Genomic DNA, 21301 nt, shown 5'->3' with positions numbered 1-21301 from the left:
AGGTTGAGAAAAATGATTATTCAGAGGCTTGAAGGCGCAACACACTGTTCTGTGCAACTGGGGGTGAAGAAATGGGCTTAAATCCTTGTCTGGTAAGGTTTCTGCTATTCGCAATCACGCCTTTTGTGAGAAATGCGGGTAATGCCTCAGTCAATATCGAGCAAGCAGGACTTAAATTAAAAGTCGGGGTAGGGCATACCCACGACTATAAACGGATGGGGAGCGCGTGTAAGACCTCAGTTGAGGCAGTGTGTGGTGAGCCGTCAACCCACCGAGAGTACGTGCAGTTAACGCTGTTCGACTGGTAGGGAATCACCTTCCTTGTAGGGCGGTGAGGATGTCAAATCGGCAGCATTAGCTTGTGAGATGGCGCTGTTCGTAGCCGGCGCTTTAGCGCCATCGGCTAAAGAGAAATAGTACAACCACAGTGGCAAATTTTTCAATCTGTTGGATCACCCATAAAGTTGGTAACCGTTGATTGGGTTAGACAAATGACCACATCCATTTAACTGTGAGAGATGCACTATTGTCTTGATAGAAACCTGGCTGATCATTGTTAATAAAGTATACCGTTTCGCCTGGATTGAGTTCAAACGTCTGCTTATCTCCGTAGGCTTTACATTGATACTCATTCCCCTGAATGGTGAACGCTACCAGTGCCGCTGGTGCTATTCCTTTAAAAAGCATATCGTTCTCGGCATCTTCTTTCTTTTTCAGATTCAAATTGCCCTTGCCAGTGACGGATTCCAAAATTCCTTCTTCTTTTCCGTAATTCCACTGACCAAAAGCTGTTACTTCTACTCGTATCTTTTTGCCCTGATCATTAGTAATACGGGGTAAGTCTCCTGGGGCATCAGAGGGGTTGACAAAATAGTCGGCTTTGACGGTTAGTTCACCGCCTTGCTGAACTTGGGAAACTTGAGTTGTATTAACTGGGCAAGCCGGACTAGCATCAATCTCTTCAACCTTCCTGATTTTGCGAATAATCGTGATTTCTTGCTCCCGCCGAACCACTGTGCGAACGGGTGTAACACAGACAATATCCCTCGCCGGATCACGTCCAAAACTGTCAAAACTTAACGTGGCTAAATTCCCTAAATTCACAGAAACTGGACGTTCGGGGCGGTAATAGTCATGAACTTTAGTGTCGGTTTTGTTGGCGGATTCCTCTGACAGCGTTTGGGGGGATGAATCTGAATCAGATGCCACCTTTTCTTTGACTTTCTCTTTTTCTTCAACTAAGTGAGTTAAACTGACGGGTTCAATGGCTAGAATAATCTGCCCTTGGTTATCCTCTTTATAGGTGTCTAAAAACAAGCCGAAAACCGTTGTCTTTTCTTCAACTTCAAGGGCAATAAAGTCTTTATAACCATTCAGGGACAGCCAGCTTTCTTCGACCTGAATACCTGTGAGTTCAGTTACAAATTTTCCGCCTTTGACCTGAATAATTGCCTAGGGTTCTAGTTTAAATTTTTGTTCCCCTGACCAATATTTGGCATTTCCTTCGCGAATCTTAATTTGATAGGTTCCCGGTTCTAGGTCAATATAGTTTTTCTGCCATTGCTTAAGATTGCTTAAGTAGTCCGTATCCAATAAATAACAATTATGTTTACTGTCAACGGTTAGGGTTTGGGGAGGTGTATTCGATTGATTCTTAGTAATTGAGAGGGTAACTGAGCCACTGTTATCGGTTTGATTGATATCATCTGGCGGTTATAACCAATTAATGTAATATAAGCTGTGCCATCAGCCGCAAAAGTGACTTCGCCGCAGTTACGTTCTCGATCTTTTATGGTTACGACTGGTGTCCCTGTACCCGTGGCGGGATTGATGGCAATTAATTGTTTTGCACTGGTAGCGTAGAGGGTTTGGCGCTGGCGGTGATAGGCTAACCCTGTAACCGCAAAGCCAACATCGCCAATCACGGTGGCTTCCCCAGTGGTTGGGTTAATATTGAGCAATAATGTGGTTTGACCGTCATCCGCTTGATCGAGTCCATAGAGTTGGGAATCGATAAAGGCAAGATCGGCGACTGAGGTGGCGATCGCACCGATTAATCTGGCGTTACCTGTAACTAAGTCTAAGGTATAGAGACTGCTGAGTTGATGTGATTGATAATCCTGAACATAAACGGTTCCTGGTGTCAAGTTCACGCCTAAAGTTTTGAAGGTGCGACTATTGCAGATAACCGCTTCTAAGATTGGCGCAAATCCCGCGATCGCGTCTTGAGACGATGACTAAATCAATCGCTGGAATTTTTGAACTCATTTTTTAATCCTAATTGTGTGAATACCGTCTTGAAACATTCAAACTTTAAACTTAGTCGGGGCGGGTTTAGTCACATCTGGGGGCTGTTAATAGTTAAACCCGCCCTCTAGCACGTCTTTAGACTCAACACTGTTTAGCTTTGACTGGGTAAAACATTGGGAATCTCTTGATTCATTTGGAGTTTTCCAATCGCGTCTTTAATCACCTCTAGCAAATGCTGATTTCCTTGCTGCTGCGCTAATTGAACCGCTTTTTGCAAATCCGCGATCGCTTCTTGTTTTTGTCTCAGTTTAGTCTGAGCCAGCCCCCGATTATAATACGCTTCAATATGGTTAGGGCAAATCGTCAACACTTGGTCATAATTCTTGATCGCCTCTTTATACTTTTGCAGCCCATAGTAGGCATTGCCTCTATTATTATAGGCTTCATGATTCTGATTATCCACAGCAATGGCTTTAGCATAACTGCCAATCGCTTTAACAAAATCATTTAAATAGTAATATCCATTACCTCGATTATTATAGGCTTGAGCATAGCTAGGATTTATCTCAATTGCCTTATCGTAGCTTTCAAGGGCTTTCTTATATTGACTTAAGGCGATATAGGTATTTCCTAGATTATTATAACTTTCGGCATAGTCAGGATTAATTTCAATTGCCCGCTTAAAATCCGCCAGAGCCTGTTGATACTGGTTTAACTTATAGTGGGCATTGCCTCGATTATAGTAAGCCCGCTCATAGTTAGTATCCAGTTGAATCGCTTGAGTATAATCGGCAATCGCTTCCTCATAACTCTCTAAGAGATAGTAAGTATTACCTCGATTATTATAAACTTGCGTGTAGCCCGGATTAACTTTCAGTGCATCATCATAATTTTGCAGGACTTCTTGATAATTTTTTAGAGCAAAAAAGCAATTTCCGCGATTGTAATAAGACAGCGCTAAATTGGGATAAATTTTAATAGCTTTACTGTAAATTTCAATTGCTTTGTCGTACTGTCTTTTTTGATAAAAACTTTCCCCTTCTTGATTATAATTAAAGGCAAGATTTCTCTTATATTCTAGAACAGCAGGTAAAATCAATCCTAAAATAATCATTAGCCCAAAACTGCTTACTATGAAAACTATAATTATCCCACCGATTTTAAGGACTTTGACAATAATTCTCAACTTATTATTTAGCTCCATTTATTCTGAAAGACAACTTTAATCAATTTCAGAGGTTAGAGAAACTTTCTTAAATATTCAATCAGTTTAGGAGTTTGCATAACTCCCTTGATCCGATTCGCTTGTTCACCCTCTATAAACAAAATTGAAGTAGGCAAAGATTTAATATCATATTGAGACGCCAATTGGGGATATTTTTCCGTATTCATTTTGACCACTTTGATTTGATCACCCATTGCCGTCTTGACCACAATATAGCCTGAACCATTGGAATTCTGTGCATTCATAGTCTAAAACCTTATTTTTCAAAGTTTGAACATTCGCTACGTTCATACTATAGCAACTCAACTTTGAAAGATCTAGTCCCTAAGATACAGATGTTGAGGCAATAGGTTGGGGTTAAAATGTAAAGCCATTTAACATTTTTATTTTGTCAAGACCTATAAGTCATATTTTTTTAGAAGAATATGATCCCCTGTTTCATCGCTTACTTTTTGAAATAGACAAAACTCTGATACACTCTCCTGACTATCCCTAGAGGGAGTCAGATATAGCGCAACATCAAGGAGAATTGGGATGAATTCCCATTCCATCTTCTCTAGGGATCTTATACCACAGCACCCGATACAGGTCTAAGGGTTGAGATTTTCCTTTTACCCGCATTGGGGGCATTTTCTCCACAGGAATTGTTCGATCATTGAGTTGATCTAAAGTACTTTGAGCGATTAAAATTTCATTAGGTTTGGCTAAATTACAAATACGACTTGTCACATTAGTGGTATCACCAATCGTAGCATACTGAATCAGTTTAGCTGAACCGATATTTCCCGCCGCAACTTTCCCTGTATTTAACCCGATGTGAATTTGAATGGGTCGTCTTTTGCGTTGAACCCACACTTGATTTAAACGGCGAACTGCCCATTGCATATCAATAGCGGCTCTTACAGCTAAATCTACATCATTGGGTTTGCGATAGGGAGCGCCCCAAACGGCTAGCAATGCATCACCAATATATTTTTCTAATGTTCCTTCATAAGGGAAAACAATCTCCTCAACCATCACCTGAAAATACTCATTGAGCATTTCAATAATTTGCCGGGGTTCCATTTGGGACGACATTTTGGTAAAGTTACTAATATCAGCAAACAAAGCCGTAACTTCCGTATCAACGATTTCTAAATTGCCTTCCTCCCGCAGCTTACGACTCACCGTTCGCGGAAAGAACCGTTCCAGTTTATCCCGCATCACCGCCTCCGCCTGCATCTGGGTATAGAGGCGGGAATTTTCGATCGCGATCGCGGCTTGATTTGCCAGACAGGTTAAGAACTCCAAATCTTCATCGGAATAGATATCCGTCAGGGATAAATTATCCACATACAAGACGCCAATAACGCTATCTCGCGGTTTGAGAGGAACACACATCGCCGCGTGAATCCCTTGTTTGAGAATCGAAACCGAATCATTAAACAAGGTATCAATTCGGGCATCATCTGTTAAAATAGCATTGCCTTGAGTGCGAACAAAATTAGTAATATATTTACTGTAAAACTGAGTATTTTCTGGACTCTCGAATTGCAATTTAACCGCTTTCTGTTCAAGTTGACCAGTTTTTTCATCAACCATCAAAATAGTTGCCCGATCAACCTGCATGATCTCAAATAACAGATCCAGAATTTTTTGCATCAGTCGGTCGGGTTTTTCGGGAGAGGAAAGTTGTTTGCTCACCTCTAGCAAAATTTGCAATTTACTAACCGCTCGCTGCTGGACATCTTGGTTTCGTAGTTTTAGAACCGAGTGTTTAGCTTGATCCGGTTGCAGTAAATCTCGCATCGTGATCCGAGTTTGCTCAGGTGCGACTTGTCTGAGAATCGAGAGATTCGAGGTATCGTCATTGAAGGATTTTTGTCGAGGGGAGGGAATGGTTTTCACAAATTTGAAAAACACACTACCAAAGCGAATTAAGTCTCCATCCTTCAGTTGGCATTCCTCAATTTTACACTCGTTAACAAACGTGCCATTGAGACTTTGTAGATCCTTGAGTGTAGCACTGTCGGGGGTAAGGATAATTTCGGCGTGGTGACGGGAGAGATACCCATGGAGTATAACGATAGTATTATCGTCCTCACGCCCGATGGTATTGACACCAAGCTTCAATTGATAAACTTTTTTATTAGGAGTATCGGGATCGTAAATTAAGTAGGACACGCCCCACCCTCACCCTTATGATCATTTTCATTCACGATAGCGAATGCTGTGGAGCAAGCTCCCAGTCCCTGGCTGTCAATCTCCCGCCTGAGGCTTCAGATACACTAGAAAAGATTGGCAATCGGGACTTTATCCACAACTCTAGATAAATCAGCATGGCGCGATCGCTCACATACACTCAAGCACCCTGGAGAGAAACCTATACTGAAATTATTGATGTTCGCAGTCCCAGTGAGTTTGCTGAGGATCATCTGCCAAACGCCATCAACCTACCCATCCTCAATGATGAACAACGGGCGAAAGTCGGAACCCTTTACAAACAAGTCTCCCCTTTCCCAGCCCGAAAACTGGGCGCCGCCCTCGTTGCTCGCAACATAGCTCAACATCTTGAGTCTCACTTTGCCTCTAAAGAAAAAAACTATCATCCTCTGGTGTACTGCTGGCGTGGCGGTCAACGTTCTCATAGTCTGGCTGGCGTCTTAAATCAAATTGGCTGGCGAGTGACTGTTATCGAGGGCGGCTATAAAACCTACCGCGCTTATGTGCGCCAACAACTCGAAACCTTACCGCCCCAGTTGACGTTTCAGGTGTTATCCGGTTTGACGGGTAGCGGAAAAACCTATATCTTACACCAGTTAGCTCAACGCGGCGTCCAAGTCTTTGATTTAGAAGGCTTGGCAAATCATCGGGGTTCCCTATTGGGTCAACAGTGGCAAAATCAACCGACACCTCAACCGGCGCAAAAACAGTTTGAATCCTTACTGCTGTTGGAATTACAACGCTTTGACCCCAGTCAGCCGATTTGGGTTGAAGCCGAAAGCAATAAAATTGGACAGCGTTATTTGCCCCCCTCCCTTTGGCAACAAATGAAGCAGGCGAACTGTATTGAAATTCAACTCCCTCAAACGCTTAGAATCGAACGGCTGCTGCAAGAATATCCCCACTTCATCACCCATCCTGACGTATTGAAACGCAAGCTAGGGTTCTTGAAATTTCGCTACGGTGGGCAAAAAATTCAGCACTGGTATCGTTTAATTGATACCGAACAATGGCATACATTAGTTGGAGAATTGCTCAGTCACCACTATGACCCAGCCTACCGTCGTTCCATTGGGCATCTGTACCAAGAAGCCTCACGCATTTTAGAGATTGATCAGGTATCGGATACTACGGTAGCAGCGTTGATTGAGCCGTTTGAGTAATGAGGGCAGGTATGAAACTATGTCAGGTACAGCATAAAATATATTAAATAAATATTGATAAATAAAGGAGTAAAGTATGAGATTTATCAGCCCAAAAATAGATTATGCTTTTAAGAAAATATTTGGTTCCGAACAAAGCAAAGAGATATTAATCAGCTTTCTGAATGCTATTGTTTATGATGGAGATCAAGTCATTAAAGACTTAACCATCGTCAACCCCTATAATCCCGGTCAGACACTCAGCTTAAAAGACACCTATTTAGATGTTAAAGCCGTTTTAGTTGATGGCTCTATTGTGGTAATAGAAATGCAAATCGCATCAATGGCTGCTTTCAACAAAAGGGTGGCTTATAACTTGGCAAAAGCTTATGCCAATCAGCTAGTCAAAGGAGAAGATTATCCCCGGCTTAATCCAGCTATGGCAGTTACTATTACAGATTTTATCCTCTTTCAAAAAACAGAGGATGTCATCAATAAATTTGTGTTTCAGGAGAGAGAGAAAAAGTTTGAGATTCTCAATCAGGAATTACAGCTAATCTTTCTCGAATTACCTAAATTTAAGAAAACTCTCTCAGAGTTAAACAGTTTGACAGATAAGTGGATTTATTTTCTGCGAGAAGCTGCGATGTTGGAGGATATCCCTGAGAGTTTAGGTGAAGTATCGGAAATAAAATTTGCCTTAAACCTGGCTAACCAAGCCAATATGACAGTGGAAGAATTAGATATAGTGGATAGGCGGGGGATGATGTTACAAGATGAGAAAGGGCGGATAATTTATGCAGAACAAAAAGGTGAACAAAAAGGAGAATCGCGATTAATCCTGCGACTACTTAAAAAGCGTTTTGGAGAAATCTCTGTGGAAACAAGCATTCAAATTCAAGATTTATCTATTGAAGATTTGGAAAGTTTAGGAGAAGATTTTTTAGAGTTTGATAGTCTAAAAGATTTGGAAAATTGGTTGATGGAGAGATAGTCAGTTTAAAGTTATAAGCAAGAGGAGGCGATTGAAATCGCTGCTACACAAACAAAGTCCGCCTGCGCGGACTGGTTTATAACAGGGGTAGCTAACCCGGTTTTGGTATCATTTGGTAGAGAGGTTGCATGCAACCTCTCTACAACATGGTTATATTAACGCTGGAAAATCAAGGCATCCACTCCAGAACAATCCCGACTCGACTATCTTTTTCTTCTGTCGAGTTTTGCTTCTGAATATCGGTGGATAAGCGTAAGTCTGGGGTAACCGCATACCCAACCGACAAGGTGGTTAAACCGACTTCATCCTCACTCCCTGGGGAGACAAAACTTTGGGTTAAAGATATATCAGCCGCACCTGTGCGAGATAAAACTAACTGCAATTTTACACCAATATTTACGCCATCTGTGGTGTAATTATTCGACTCCAGATAGCGATAACCTACCAGGGGAGCGACATTCAGATAACTTCCCAAAGGACGCAAATAGTACCGCAAGTCTACACCATAAGCTTCGCGATCGCGATTAAATGAGGTGTGATAATCCCCACTGACAGTGAAACCGCTACGATTGATAAATATATCTTCCACACCGATATTTAATCCCCCAGCTTGTCCAGTTGAGGGAAACTGGGAATAGCCTAACCGGAAGCGGGTGCGAAAACTGGGGTCATGGCGTATTTCCTCTAAAACATTGGGTACGTCTTGTAACCAGCGTTGTAATACGGGACTATTCTCAATAATCTCTGGACTTAACTCCAATTCCTGGGCGGCTGAGTTTGATGGGGTTTCAGATTGAGCCGTCAGGTTTATTTCTGGAATTGGGGTTGGAATTGTGTCTAAAGTTTGGCAATAGGAGTCACCCCAACTGGGTACAAAAACCCATAGAAAACCTAAGCAAAATTGCCAACATCTTCTCTGAAAAGAGTTAACTGGGACTAGGGAATAGGAACTCGGAAAGATACTGTTGGCGAATTCTTGGTGGCTCATATCAAAGGAGTGGGGGCGGAGTTATTGGGGTGTAGGGGCGGGTTTTACTGATCACGTTTTGAAGACAACCCTTAGCGTAACTAAACCCGCCCTTCTTTTACCCTCCTTTATTCCCCCCCAATATTTCCCCCCTTTCAAAGGGGGGATGGGGGCTAGGGGGGATGGGGGTTAGGGGATGAGGGTGTAACGGTACATAGCCTACAGGCTTACTATCATGGGTGTTCACCTTAAATTGACACGGATGAAGGCTTGCGCCCCACATAAGTACCTCTTAGAGGTTTGTTGTAAGATGCGAGCGTTTATAGCGCTAAAGCGCTTACTATAAACTTACTACAAACCTTAAAACTGTTCCACATCCTTAAACTGAGCTGACTTTTGAGCATTGGCGGCTTCCCCACAAGTGCGAGGGGTAGGAAATACCTTCCCCGGATTCGCCAAGCCTTTGGGATTAAACACCTGATTAATCCATTTCATAGTCTCCAAATCCGCTTCACTAAACATATCGGGCATAAAGCAGTTCTTATCTGCACCAATCCCATGTTCCCCAGAAATACTTCCACCAGCATTTACACAAAGTCGCAGGATTTCTCCCCCTAATTCTTCTACCTGCTCAAATGCACCGGGAATTGATTCATCGTAAAGAATCAGAGGATGCAAATTGCCATCCCCAGCATGAAAAACATTGGCAATCCGATAGCCATACTTTTCACTTAATGCTTCAACTTCTTTAAGTACCTGCGCTAACTGCGTCCGAGGAATCACTCCATCTTGGACAAAATAATTGGGACTCAGATGTCCCGCCGCCGCAAACGCTGCTTTGCGTCCTTTCCATAGTTTCAACCGCGTTTCTGGGTCACTGGCTGTGGTAATGGTTCGCGCTCCATTCTGTTGACACAGTTGAGTCACGCGCTTTTTGTTGGTGCTTACTTCTACCTCTAACCCATCCAATTCCACCAACAAAATTGCTCCCGCATCTCTGGGATAACACCCTGTCGCGACTACATCTTCTACCGCATTAATGCTGAGATTATCCATCATTTCCATTCCCCCTGGAATAATCCCCGCACCAATAATATCGGCAACGGCTGCACCGGCTGCTTCTATACTGGTAAAATCAGCAAGAACTACACAGATGGATTCTGGGGTTTTGAGAATTCGCAGTGTAATTTCTGTAGCAATTCCCAGGGTACCTTCTGAACCAACAAATACGCCGGTTAAATCATATCCTGGCATTTCGGGAATGGTGCCACCAACATCCACAATTGACCCATCAGGAATCACCAGTTTTAAGCCTAAAACATGGTTTGTGGTCACACCATATTTGAGACAATGAACCCCGCCAGAGTTTTCGGCAACATTACCGCCAATCGAGCAAATAATTTGACTGGAGGGGTCTGGGGCATAATAGAATCCGGCACCACTTACGGCTTGAGTCACCCAGTTGTTGATGACTCCAGGTTGAACAACAATTCGTTGATTATCTAGGTCAATATCCAGGATACGCTTCATTAAGGCGGTGACGATTAAGACGCAATCTTCCACTGGTAAAGCACCACCTGATAAACCTGTGCCTGCACCTCGCGCCACCCAAGGGATATTATAGCGATCGCACAGTTTAACAGCAGCAGCAACTTGTTCAGTGGTGCGGGGAAGTACCACCAACGCCGGACGTTGGCGATAACTGGGTAATCCATCACATTCGTAGGTGAGTAATTCCTCCTTGCGGCGAACCACACCGTTTTTACCAATAACTGCCTCAAATTCCTTGATAATGGGTTTCCAGTTCCGTTTGGGCTTGGCTTGGGTCATATATGTAGATTTCACGAGTACCGCTAGGAGAAAGTTAAACGTCAAAGGTTATACGGTAGGGGCGAGTTTTGCTGTTTAGTTTACCCGCAACCGATAACCTATCCACAAAACCCGCTCTTGTCCTGAGTCAAACGTTAAAAAGGGATTGATAAAATACTATTTTCAGGGAATCAAGGCTTTTTTTCAACTATTCATATCTTGCTTCATTAGTCAAGCCTTGTTTTGACCAACTCTCTTAACCGTAACAATTCTCGCCCTGCGCCGTTTTAGAAGCGGTTAGTTTGAAGCAAAGGCGATAGATAGGAGTTTTCGGGTTCTTGAGTCTCCTCCTCCTCATGTTCAGCTTGGATATTGCATCGTTCCGCGCTATAAACATAAACGCCACCCGTTTCAATTTTATAGACCCAAGCATGAATATTAATCAGACCCCGATACATTTTGGCATGAATCGAGGGATAGGTTTTGAGATTTTCAATCTGCGTTAAAACGTTCTCTTCAATCGTCGCATTCAATATGTCTTCCCCTTCAGCATCCTGATAGTTTTCCTGAATAATCCGGCGTGTCGATTCCGCGTATTTTAACCAATCATGTACCAAAGGCATTTTCTCAGTTAGATTTCCCAGTTGTAGCAGTCCCTTCATCGCACCACAGTGAGAGTGACCGCAAACAATGATATGCTTAACTCCTAACGCTTCAACCGCATATTCAATCGCCGCTCCTTCTCCACCCGCCGTGGCACCATAAGGTGGAATAATGTTACCCACATTGCGAATAATAAACAGTTCTCCCGGTTCAGTTTGAGTAATCAGATTTGGATCAATTCGGGAGTCTGAACAGGTAATGAACAGAATTCTGGGGTGTTGTCCCTCACAAAGGCGTTCAAAGAGTTCTCGGTGGCTCGTGAAGTAGTGGGTTTGGAAGTTATGGACGCCTTTTAATAACTTTCTCATCAGACAATCATTCCTTATCGGGCGATAACACTATCACAGTTTAGGGGAAAGTTAGAGGTATGGGTAGGCTGTTTTTCCGTAATGATCATCAAAGGATTCGATTTTTGCATCTCTTGCCGATTTTGACTCAGGTTTGTATCAATTGATACTAAAAAATTTTAGCGATCGCGTCAAACTTTGATGCAATCCGGTACTATTTCATTCTTGGTTTTCATTAAACCTATAGTGAAGGCACACTTATTTAGGGTTTATAGTAGGCGATGCAAGGGTTTATGGCGAAGACAGCGCAACTACAAACCTAGCTTAAGTTAATTGATACATTGTCTAGAAACTCCTGCACAAGCTGCCAAACTTTATCCACTAAATCTGAACTATCCGTATCAAACCATTCAATTTCTGGATACGCTCGAAACCAAGTTCCCTGACGCTTGGCAAATTGTCGCGTATGCACAACAGTTAACGCTTTTGCCTCGGATAAAGACATCTCACCCATCAAATATTGTTTTATTTCCCGATATCCTAATGTATTCAAAAGCGGCAAATCCCAGCCGTATTTCTGCGCCAATGTTTTCACCTCTTCTACTAATCCGGCTGTCACCATCATTTCAGTGCGCTTGGCAATACGGCGGGTGAAAGCGTCAGCGTCTTGACATTGCAAACCAACTTGAAGAATGGGATAGGGCGGCGGATTTTCGCCTTGCTGCTCGGATATGGGGCATCCAGTGATGTAAAATACTTCTAATGCCCGTAATGTTCTCACTTGGTCATGGGGATGAATTTTCTCAGCCGCCCTGGGATCGACTTGTTGCAAGAACTCATAGCATTGAGTTTGACCCAGAGAACAAAGCTGCGATCGCAAGTCTTCATTGGGTGCAACTCGGGGAATCTTTAATCCCCGGACTATCGCTTTAATATACAAACCCGTACCCCCCACCAATAATAGGGGCGAAGGGAGAGACGCAATCAACTCCTGGGCTTGTTCCTGATAGTCGGCTACTGTTAATGTTTCAGTGGGAGCGCAGATATCAATCAAGTAATGGGGGACTATCTGTCGTTCGGCTACTGAAGGCTTAGCTGTGCCAATATCAAACTCCCGGTAAACTTGACGGGAATCCGCGCTTAATATTACGGTATTTAATCGCTGCGCTAATTCTAACGCCAGCCCCGACTTTCCTGTCGCCGTCGCCCCACCAATCACAATGAGTTGGGGATCTTTGTTATAGTTCATTGTTGATTGTTCATTGTTGATTGTTCATTGAAAAAATTCTTCTCTCCCCCATCTCCCCCTGATCCTGATAACTGATAACTGATCACTGATAACTGATAACTCCCCCATCTCCCCCTGATCCTGATAACTGATAACTGATAACTGATAACTGATAACTGATCACTGATAACTGATAACTGCTCACTGATAACTGCTCACTGATAACTGCTCACTGATAACTGATAACTGATAACTGCTCACTGATAACTGCTCACTGATAACTGCTCACTGATAACTGATAACTGATAACTGATCACTGATAACTGATAACTGCTCACTGATAACTGATAACTCCCCCATCTCCCCGCCCAACCCCAAGCCCGATCTATCCCCTCTATAAATATCTCTTCAGACTAGCCTGTAGCCGCCTATAAGCCTTTTGTGTTAGAATTTCTGAGTGTTTTGTCATTTTAAAGCATATAAACCGCTCAAAGCGTTTACTGGAGAAGCCCTGATATGACAAGTAGCTACAGTGCCGATCAGATTCAAGTATTGGAAGGTCTCGAAGCGGTACGCAAGCGTCCGGGAATGTACATCGGTTCTACCGGTCCACGGGGACTCCATCATCTAGTTTACGAGGTTGTAGACAATTCGATTGATGAGGCGCTGGCTGGCTATTGCACTCATATCGAAGTTGACTTCAACGCCGATGGCTCCGTTAGCGTTACCGACGATGGACGGGGTATTCCCATAGATACCCATTCTAAGACCGGCAAATCAGCATTGGAAACAGTAATGACGGTGCTGCACGCCGGCGGTAAGTTTGGCGGCGGCGGTTATAAAGTGTCAGGCGGATTGCACGGGGTTGGGGTTTCTGTCGTCAACGCCCTCTCAGAATGGGTGGAAGTTACGGTTTGGCGAGAGAAACGGGTTCATACCCAGCGCTACGAACGTGGTGTTGCGATGGGTGATTTAGTTGTCAAACCCGGTAAAGAAGATCGCACGGGGACGGCGGTTACGTTCAAACCGGACACACAAATCTTTAGCAATGGGATCGAGTTTGACTACTCTACAGTAGCAGGGCGGCTGCGAGAACTTGCCTATTTGAATGGCGGCGTGAGGATTACGTTTACAGATCACCGCATCTCTCCTGAACGCATCGACAGCTACCACTATGAGGGGGGTATCCAGGAATATGTAGCATACATGAACCGGGAGAAGGAACCCCTGCACCAAGAAATTATCTATGTTCAGGGTGAACGGAATAATGTGCAAGTGGAAGTGGCGCTGCAATGGTGCGTGGATGCTTACAGCGATAACCTGCTGGGATTTGCCAACAATATCCGCACGATTGATGGCGGGACTCACTTAGAGGGATTAAAGACAGTCCTGACTCGGACATTAAACGCGATCGCACGCAAGCGGAATAAACTTAAAGACAGTGAGGCTAACCTCGGCGGCGAGAATGTTCGCGAAGGATTAACTGGAGTTATTTCCGTCAAAGTCCCTGATCCAGAATTTGAAGGACAAACCAAAACCAAACTAGGGAATACAGAAGTCCGGGGTATCGTTGATTCCCTGGTTGGCGAAGTGTTGACGGAGTACCTGGAATTTCGCCCTCAAGTGGCTGATTCTGTTTTAGAGAAAGCCATCCAAGCCTTTAAAGCCGCAGAAGCAGCGCGTCGGGCGCGGGAGTTGGTACGGCGTAAGTCTGTATTGGAGTCATCTCCCCTACCGGGTAAGTTAGCCGATTGCAGTTCTAGAGATCCCTCTGAATCCGAAATCTTCATTGTTGAGGGGGATAGTGCAGGCGGTTGTTTTGATGGCGATACGCTGGTGGCTTTAGCCGATGGGCGTTCTCTCAGCTTCAAAGACATTGTGGCGGAACAGGCGATGGGGAAAGAGCATTTTTGCTACACCATTCGCCATGATGGAACGATTGGGTTAGAGCGGATTATCAACCCTCGGATGACAAAGGCGAATGCCCAAGTGATTCAGGTGACACTGGATAATGGGGAAACACTGATTTGTACACCGGATCACCCCTTTATGTTGCGAGATGGCAGTTACAAAGCCGCCGCCTTGCTCACCCATGAAGATTCCCTAATGCCCCTTTATCGCAAGCTGTCGGACAAGAGTGAACCGGGGATTACCATTGACGGTTACGAGCTGACATGGAATCCTCGCTCCCATAGTTGGCTCTTTACCCACCTGTTAGCTGATTGGTATAACCGCTGGCAGGGTATCTATAAGTTAGGCGATGGAGATCACTGCCATCATCTTGATTTCAACAAACACAACAATAATCCCACTAATATCCGGCGTTTGGCGGCTGATGAACACTTGAAGCTGCATCGTCAACATTTAGAACATACCCTACATCGCCCTGATGTAGTGGATAAATGTCAGGCTACTCGTCGCACCGAAGAGTTCCGCGCCAAAATGAGTCAACGAATGCAGCAACCCCAAACGCGGCAAATTCTGTCGGAACAGGCAAAAGCCCAGTGGGATTCGGACACCTACAAAGCTTACATGGCGGCTAAATGGCGTGAGTTCTATAACAGCAACGAAAGCTATCGCTGTTCCAATCACCAACAACTCAACCAAGCACAGCAAGACTATTGGAGTGATGAAGCCAATCGTCTGGCTCAAGCTGAACGGGTTCATAACTATTTTGCCAATAATCCTGACGCACGGGAATCTCATTCCCAGCGAGCCAAGCAACAGTGGCAAGATGAGACTTTACTGGAATGGCGGCGAGAAAAGACACAGGAGCAATGGACACCTGAATTTCGCACCAAGCGTTTAGCCACATTGCACCAAACTTACTATCGCAAAACATTGGCAGCTCTAAAACAAATTGAAATTGAGCAAGGTCAACTGGATCTTGACGCCTACAATGCCTACCGCATCCAAACTCGTGATAAGTCGATGTTGCGATTTGACACGTTCTGTCAGCGTTATTTCCAGGGTGATGAAACCCTCGCTCGCGAAGCTGTTGCCAACTACAATCATCGGGTTGTTGCCATCGAACGCCTAGAAAAACGAGTGGATGTTTACGATATTGAAGTTCCCCACACCCATAACTTTGCCCTAGCCAGTGGCGTTTTTGTTCACAATAGTGCCAAACAAGGACGCGATCGCCAATTTCAAGCGATTCTACCTCTGCGGGGTAAAATTCTCAACATCGAGAAAACTGATGATGCCAAAATTTACAAGAACACAGAAATTCAGTCCCTGATTACGGCACTAGGTTTGGGTATCAAAGGTGAGGAGTTTGACCCCTCTAATCTGCGTTACCACCGCATCGTAATTATGACGGATGCTGATGTAGATGGCGCCCATATCCGCACTCTATTGCTGACCTTTTTCTATCGCTATCAACGAGCATTAGTGGATCAGGGGTATATCTACATTGCTTGTCCGCCATTGTATAAAGTAGAACGAGGGCGCAATCATTACTACTGTTATAGCGATCGCGAACTCACCAACTTGGTTCAAAATGAGTTCCCCGCTAACGCTAATTACACCATCCAACGGTTTAAAGGGTTGGGTGAAATGATGCCAGTACAACTCTGGGATACCACGATGAACCCAGAAACGCGGACAATGAAGCGGGTGGAGATCGAAGATGCAGCTGAAGCTGATCGCATCTTTACCGTTCTCATGGGCGATCGGGTTGCTCCTCGGCGGGAATTCATTGAAACCTATGGCGCCCGACTCGATTTAGCGGATCTGGATATTTAATAAGCCCCAAGTCAAGTCTATCTAACTAAGATCCCCGACTTCTTGAAGAAGTCGGGGATCTGTGTAGATCACTAACTACCAAAAACGCTGTATTTTATGGTTCCCCCCAATATTTCCCCCCAATATTTCCCCCCTTTCAAAAGGGGGCTAGGGGGGATCTCTTCTTGAGTAAGGGTTTCAGCCTTGAGTTGATAACCTACCCCGACACAGCCTGATAATCAAACCAATTAATCAATTCAGATTATTAATTGGCATTCTTCTGCTTTTTGGACTGTTGGCGTTTAAAGAAAGCACCGAATCCTAACGCCATACCGGAACCCAGAATGGTGAGCGGTTCGGGAACAGCTTCTGGATCAGGCAAATCTCCGTCAAATACTACCGAACTGTTTCCATTATTCGGAGCAACGATATGGTATTCTCCATTTCCCGTAATTGATCGAGCAATCATTTGCCCATTAATATGACCATTCGAGAACTCATTGTACTCAGCCAACGGAGCCAAAACGCTGCCTTGCCAAGCAAAACCTGTAGAATTAAGCTGCGTTGCATCAACAAAGTTGAATAAAACCCGGTTAGCACCAGCACCGTTGGGATTACCATTGAGATTCATTTGAAAACCACTCTGGAGATCGAATGGGTTCCCCGTTACGTTAACCAAAACCGTCGAATTTGAATCAAACGTAATATTGAGATTATTTGCCGAGGCGAAAACTGATGCATCAAGCTCAAAAACGTTCAGACCTGAACTTGCACCATTTAGAGTGAGCTGACCAAAGCCGTTATCGTTAACTGTACCGTTGGTAGCTAGACCCCCCAATTGAGTCGAATACTTCTTGTAGAATTGCTCAGCCTGAGCAAAGTTGATGGGAGTTTCTGATTTTAATGTCCCATTAGGAATGCTGGGTGCGCTGATAACATTACCCCCCACCACCACATCACCGACGTATACCTGACCTCCGTTATAGTTTAAGTCGCCGCCAACCACTAGAGTGTTACCTGCACCGTTAGCCGGTAACTTGGTCGCCGTTCCAAAATTAGTCAGTTTCGCATTGCCACCAACGGCTATCCTACCGTGAGCATCCACATTGTCAAGGTCTATATCATCAAAGGCGAAAACATTAAAACCTTCAGCCGGACCAATCAAAGCAGCCTGAGCGGGGATAGAGAGGCTGAGGGCTGCGGTGGCACCTAAAACTGTACTGGCGCTGGCAACGGCAATTTTCTTTAGATTCTTGTTCATTGTTTCCGGGTTTAGCTGTTTAAACTGTGGAAGTGATTAACTTATTAAGTCTTTTTTTAATCATATTTTTATCCCGAAACATTTGGGTAAAGATTCTATGAAAATTGCCATTCTATTTTATAAAGTTTTAATGAAGATTAAGGATCAGTTTATTTCAGTAGTTTTTATAAAGTTTTCATAAAAAGTTCCCAAAGTTTGATGAAGACTTGATGAAGATACTCAGTTCAAAAAAGCGATCGTGCCCCCTGACGCGGTGCTATAATTGCCCCATTGCCTAGGGGGATCAGCCAAACTGACGATCACCAGATGAGTGGCGATCGCTAAACTGATACCATTTCTATTTAATCAGCCAACGAATATACTCTCCGCGCGATCGCCGTCCTCCCTTAGTAAAATTAATCATCTATCCTTAGTTGATCTTGCTAACCTTACTGGACATTTTTTGTCAGTGCTGTCAACTCTCAGGAACATCCCATTTTTGTTAAGTTTCTTTCGTGCGGGCATTCTGCCTACTTCCCTAGTGCAAGAAGGCAGAAATAACTGAACAGCTACTATCTCCCCCAGCTCCCCCAGCTTCCCCAGCTGCCCCTGCTTTAGAAGCATAGACACAGCTGCTAAAGTATTTCCGTAGCGCTGCACTAGCTTGTCGGGAGCAATATGCTCCCACTACCAATGACGTAGCTTGCTTCTCAAGGCAAGCGAGTATGACAAATGACATCACTCCTCATAAGGGTCAAAAATCACCTCAAATTCAGCCCCACGCATAAAGCGACTGAGTACACGTTGGTGATCTTCGGCATCTTGACGGTTGTAAAATCGGGCTACCGTACAACGACGAGCATCATTCAATAAGCGGATGATCACCCAAGGGCGGGTTAAGTCTAAGGGTTCTTGAAGGTCCGGCTTACTGCTCAGGGTGTCTAACCGTTCCTGTTTGAGAGCATTATGTACCAATAACATCAGTTGTTTTCGGGCTGGAGTTTCCTGATTGGGTAAAACTGTCCAACTTGCCACAGGTGCGGGTAAATAGGTCAATGTATGAGAATCCTCTCCTTTAGTGACGTTCCAAGCCAGACGGCGAGGTTGTTTTTGACATTGATACCCCTGCTGTCTGAGAACCGAACAAAGACGTTCACCTTCTTTGGTTAGGCGCAACCAGTCACTATGCTTCATGGCGATTCCAGAATAAAGAATAAATAGATAACTTCTCCCCAATCCCCCAGGAAAACCAGGGAAATAGAGGTTTCGCTAGTTACCCTACTTAAGGTTTATTCCCGAAAAACTATCGCCATTGTTTTGACAAATAAATTAATTTATGGTATTAATATGCTCTTCCCGAAATGTAGAGATACTCTACAGAAGTATCTTCGATGACGAGACACTCCTAGGCATTCACCACTCGCGCTTCAAGTCGTGGCGCGATCGCCTGTAAAATTTTATCGGAGAGAATGCTCAAGGCGGTGCGCTCTCGCAGCCATATCACTAGGTCGGGACAGGTCATCCTTTGTCCTCATCATACAATTTGGTTTATAGTTTCTTTAGAGATCATTCATGGATCAATCCCCGTAACCAACGGCAAAACCCGACCAAATGATCGAGCTGACGAATCTCTGGGTTCCTCTGGCGCTTTTGGGCTTGATTATCCTAGCTGCGCTCTTTTTTAGTTGGGCGAGTTAGACGAATTTTGACCCTGCTTCCCCTATCCCTTGCCCTATTGCCATCCACCATCCCATTATCTCTGGGTATGGGTACAATATGCAGCAGTGATTTTAGCCCCCCTTGTTATCTATGAGCGGAAATATGCCGCCGATTAGTGATTTACGCGCTCGCCATACTGGCTGGGATAAACCAACGCCAGAAAATCTGAAGGAGATTGGCACGATTGAGTTTTTCTGGCGAAATTTATTTGAGGCAATTTTCCATCCGGAGCAGGGTAACTGGCAACATCATTGGCAACAGCTCTACAATCTGATTTTGGAGCGATGTCCTGACAATGATGAACGCCGCACGACTATTTTCTACCTAGAGACAGTCAAAAACTGCTTGAAGATAGAGGGAGACTGGAGAAAGTATTGGAAAAGGATACTGATTTATATGGAAAATGCCAGAGATTGGGCGAGGAAATCGGTTATCCGAGGATGAGCCTGATTCCAGAAAGAGTGGGATGATACACCGCTCGTAAATGTCTACCCACAACTACCCAAAACTAAGCATTTTGGGTAGGTGGGGTGAGCGTGCAGACTCAGCCGTAAAAAAGAGTAACCTACCATCTGGCAAGGTTGGCTACGCTTCCTTTGGTCATGACACCCAAGAATGAACGCTAGTTTTTGGCACTGTCGGAACTATCAACGAAAGGCGAGACATCGAACAGAAGCCCTCTGATACTCCATAACAAGCCTGAGAAGCATTGTCGAAGCCAACATTACTTTATTAAGGACTGGTCAAACCGACCAAACAAATCATGTCAAACTATGTTTTTTTGATTGATGCCAATAAAACACCGATGAATCCAATTCATCCAGCACAGGCAAGGAAATTGATGGAAGCTGGCAAGGCGGCGGTGTTTCGTCGTTATCCATTCACATTGATCATGAATCGAGTGGTAGAAAACATCATTACCTATCCACTCACACTCAAGATTGACCCAGGCTCCAAAACCAGCGGAATTTCACTGGTGAACAACCGGGATGAAGTTGTCTGGGGCATGGAGCTTGAACACCGAGGGCAACAGATTAAAGATGCTCTTTTAACACGTAGAACGGTTCGCCGGGGACGAAGAGGGCGCAATACTCGTTACCGTCAAGCTCGTTTTCTGAACCGCAAGGGCTCAAAGGGGTGGTTAGCACCTAGTTTGATGCACCGTGTTTTGACAATTGAAACTTGGGTGAAAAGGCTTTGCCAATTTGCACCCATCGCTGAAATCAGACAGGAATTAGTCCGATTTGATATGCAGCAGATGGAGAACCCAGAAATCTCAGGAGTCCAATACCAGCAAGGGACTCTCTTCGGTTTCGAGGTACGAGAGTATCTTCTAGAAAAATGGGGACGCAAGTGTACTTACTGCTCAAAAAAAGGCGTTCCATTGCAAGTCGAACATATCATTTCACGCGCCAAGGGCGGTTCTGACCGTGTTTCTAACCTGTGTCTTGCCTGTGAAAAGTGCAACCAAAAGAAAGGGACTTCATACCTGAAAGACTTTCTCAAAGGTAAACCCGAACTAGAGAACCGCATTCTCAAACAAGCCAAAGCACCGTTGAAAGATGCTGCTGCGGTTAACGTAACGCGCTCGAAGTTATTCGAGACGCTCAAGGCAATGGAACTACCCGTGACGACCGGGACAGGTGGACAAACCAAATATAACCGCACTCGGTTAGGACTCGATAAAGCGCATTGGTTAGATGCTGCTTGCTGAAGGGGTGACAAGCAGCTCAAAAGCTTGGCAGGCAAAGCATTTCCCCCCTCAAGCCTCAAAAAGATGAGAGCTTATTGACAGGCTTATTGAGAACAAAAACGTGAATGAGAATGATAATCACCTGGGTGACACTCC

At 44.4% G+C, this 21301-nt stretch carries 17 protein-coding genes and 1 pseudogene; 5 read left to right on the top strand and 13 right to left on the bottom strand.

Going from position 1 to position 21301, the window contains the following annotated elements; all coding sequences use genetic code 11:
* Window positions 1-287: 287 nt before the first annotated feature.
* From RID09_RS18735 to RID09_RS18705, 7 genes are all read right to left on the bottom strand, one after another.
* Complete coding sequence (locus tag RID09_RS18735; protein WP_446337441.1) at window positions 288-443, bottom strand: hypothetical protein; 156 nt, start codon at window positions 441-443, stop codon at window positions 288-290.
* A 40-nt stretch (window positions 444-483) separates the two neighbouring features.
* On the bottom strand, window positions 484-1317 hold the full coding sequence (locus RID09_RS18730; RefSeq protein WP_446337440.1) for a hypothetical protein: 834 nt from the start codon (window positions 1315-1317) through the stop codon (window positions 484-486).
* Between the two features lie 135 nt (window positions 1318-1452).
* Window positions 1453-1593 (bottom strand): hypothetical protein, encoded by a 141-nt coding sequence (locus tag RID09_RS18725; protein WP_446337439.1) that lies wholly within the window; start codon window positions 1591-1593, stop codon window positions 1453-1455.
* 29 nt (window positions 1594-1622) lie between these two features.
* On the bottom strand, window positions 1623-2153 hold the full coding sequence (locus RID09_RS18720; protein ID WP_446337438.1) for a hypothetical protein: 531 nt from the start codon (window positions 2151-2153) through the stop codon (window positions 1623-1625).
* 248 nt (window positions 2154-2401) lie between these two features.
* Complete coding sequence (locus tag RID09_RS18715; protein ID WP_446337437.1) at window positions 2402-3364, bottom strand: tetratricopeptide repeat protein; 963 nt, start codon at window positions 3362-3364, stop codon at window positions 2402-2404.
* Window positions 3365-3489: 125 nt separating this feature from the next.
* Window positions 3490-3720, bottom strand: a complete 231-nt coding sequence (locus RID09_RS18710) for a thioredoxin family protein (protein WP_446337436.1) — start codon at window positions 3718-3720, stop codon at window positions 3490-3492.
* Window positions 3721-3994: 274 nt separating this feature from the next.
* Window positions 3995-5638 carry an adenylate/guanylate cyclase domain-containing protein gene (locus RID09_RS18705; RefSeq protein WP_446337435.1) on the bottom strand — a complete coding sequence of 548 codons (1644 nt, stop codon included), beginning with the start codon at window positions 5636-5638 and terminating at the stop codon, window positions 3995-3997.
* Between the two features lie 155 nt (window positions 5639-5793).
* Between RID09_RS18705 and mnmH the strand changes: the two genes are divergently transcribed.
* Window positions 5794-6840 carry a tRNA 2-selenouridine(34) synthase MnmH gene (mnmH, locus tag RID09_RS18700; RefSeq protein WP_446337434.1) on the top strand — a complete coding sequence of 349 codons (1047 nt, stop codon included), beginning with the start codon at window positions 5794-5796 and terminating at the stop codon, window positions 6838-6840.
* Window positions 6841-6916: 76 nt separating this feature from the next.
* Window positions 6917-7813 carry an Rpn family recombination-promoting nuclease/putative transposase gene (locus RID09_RS18695; RefSeq protein ID WP_446337433.1) on the top strand — a complete coding sequence of 299 codons (897 nt, stop codon included), beginning with the start codon at window positions 6917-6919 and terminating at the stop codon, window positions 7811-7813.
* A 169-nt stretch (window positions 7814-7982) separates the two neighbouring features.
* Here the strand turns inward: RID09_RS18695 and RID09_RS18690 are convergent, their stop codons facing one another.
* The 4 genes from RID09_RS18690 to miaA all read right to left on the bottom strand — a co-directional run bounded on the left by RID09_RS18690 (window position 7983) and on the right by miaA (window position 12788).
* Window positions 7983-8801: a hypothetical protein gene (locus RID09_RS18690; protein ID WP_446337432.1), complete on the bottom strand. Its 819-nt coding sequence runs from the start codon at window positions 8799-8801 to the stop codon at window positions 7983-7985.
* A 339-nt stretch (window positions 8802-9140) separates the two neighbouring features.
* Window positions 9141-10610: a glycolate oxidase subunit GlcD gene (gene glcD / locus RID09_RS18685; RefSeq protein ID WP_446337431.1), complete on the bottom strand. Its 1470-nt coding sequence runs from the start codon at window positions 10608-10610 to the stop codon at window positions 9141-9143.
* 266 nt (window positions 10611-10876) lie between these two features.
* Complete coding sequence (locus RID09_RS18680) at window positions 10877-11560, bottom strand: carbonic anhydrase (protein WP_446337430.1); 684 nt, start codon at window positions 11558-11560, stop codon at window positions 10877-10879.
* 298 nt (window positions 11561-11858) lie between these two features.
* Window positions 11859-12788 (bottom strand): tRNA (adenosine(37)-N6)-dimethylallyltransferase MiaA, encoded by a 930-nt coding sequence (miaA, locus tag RID09_RS18675; RefSeq protein WP_446337429.1) that lies wholly within the window; start codon window positions 12786-12788, stop codon window positions 11859-11861.
* A gap of 495 nt (window positions 12789-13283) precedes the next feature.
* Between miaA and gyrB the strand changes: the two genes are divergently transcribed.
* On the top strand, window positions 13284-16514 hold the full coding sequence (gene gyrB / locus RID09_RS18670; protein WP_446337428.1) for a DNA topoisomerase (ATP-hydrolyzing) subunit B: 3231 nt from the start codon (window positions 13284-13286) through the stop codon (window positions 16512-16514).
* Between the two features lie 244 nt (window positions 16515-16758).
* Here gyrB and RID09_RS18665 read toward each other — a convergent pair whose 3' ends face one another.
* Both RID09_RS18665 and RID09_RS18660 read right to left on the bottom strand, forming a co-directional pair.
* A complete protein-coding gene (locus RID09_RS18665) occupies window positions 16759-17754 on the bottom strand; it encodes a PEP-CTERM sorting domain-containing protein (protein WP_446337427.1) in 996 nt (331 codons plus the stop codon).
* Window positions 17755-18471: 717 nt separating this feature from the next.
* Window positions 18472-18927, bottom strand: coding sequence for a hypothetical protein (locus RID09_RS18660; RefSeq protein WP_446337426.1), 456 nt, complete (start codon window positions 18925-18927; stop codon window positions 18472-18474).
* A gap of 615 nt (window positions 18928-19542) precedes the next feature.
* On the opposite strand from RID09_RS18660, the gene RID09_RS18655 reads away from it, so the two are divergent.
* Entirely contained in the window at window positions 19543-19896 is a 354-nt protein-coding gene (locus tag RID09_RS18655) for a hypothetical protein (protein ID WP_446337425.1), read from the top strand.
* Between the two features lie 319 nt (window positions 19897-20215).
* Window positions 20216-21163: pseudogene (gene iscB / locus RID09_RS18650) on the top strand (RNA-guided endonuclease IscB); the annotation flags it as partial.
* Window positions 21164-21301: the final 138 nt, after the last annotated feature.

This window comes from Coleofasciculus sp. G1-WW12-02 (assembly GCF_040219735.1).
Classification (GTDB): domain Bacteria; phylum Cyanobacteriota; class Cyanobacteriia; order Cyanobacteriales; family Coleofasciculaceae; genus Coleofasciculus.
Note: the sequence above shows the minus strand (reverse complement) of the source record. Positions and strands in the feature narration are given on the sequence as shown.

Coding starts and splice junctions, on each gene's coding strand:
- RID09_RS18715 (WP_446337437.1), bottom strand. CDS start 3,364: ATGATTATTTTAGGATTGATTTTACCTGCTGTTCTAGAATATAAGAGA.
- RID09_RS18710 (WP_446337436.1), bottom strand. CDS start 3,720: ATGAATGCACAGAATTCCAATGGTTCAGGCTATATTGTGGTCAAGACG.
- mnmH (WP_446337434.1), top strand. CDS start 5,794: ATGGCGCGATCGCTCACATACACTCAAGCACCCTGGAGAGAAACCTAT.
- RID09_RS18695 (WP_446337433.1), top strand. CDS start 6,917: ATGAGATTTATCAGCCCAAAAATAGATTATGCTTTTAAGAAAATATTT.
- RID09_RS18690 (WP_446337432.1), bottom strand. CDS start 8,801: ATGAGCCACCAAGAATTCGCCAACAGTATCTTTCCGAGTTCCTATTCC.
- glcD (WP_446337431.1), bottom strand. CDS start 10,610: ATGACCCAAGCCAAGCCCAAACGGAACTGGAAACCCATTATCAAGGAA.
- RID09_RS18680 (WP_446337430.1), bottom strand. CDS start 11,560: ATGAGAAAGTTATTAAAAGGCGTCCATAACTTCCAAACCCACTACTTC.
- miaA (WP_446337429.1), bottom strand. CDS start 12,788: ATGAACTATAACAAAGATCCCCAACTCATTGTGATTGGTGGGGCGACG.
- gyrB (WP_446337428.1), top strand. CDS start 13,284: ATGACAAGTAGCTACAGTGCCGATCAGATTCAAGTATTGGAAGGTCTC.
- RID09_RS18665 (WP_446337427.1), bottom strand. CDS start 17,754: ATGAACAAGAATCTAAAGAAAATTGCCGTTGCCAGCGCCAGTACAGTT.
- RID09_RS18660 (WP_446337426.1), bottom strand. CDS start 18,927: ATGAAGCATAGTGACTGGTTGCGCCTAACCAAAGAAGGTGAACGTCTT.
- RID09_RS18655 (WP_446337425.1), top strand. CDS start 19,543: ATGAGCGGAAATATGCCGCCGATTAGTGATTTACGCGCTCGCCATACT.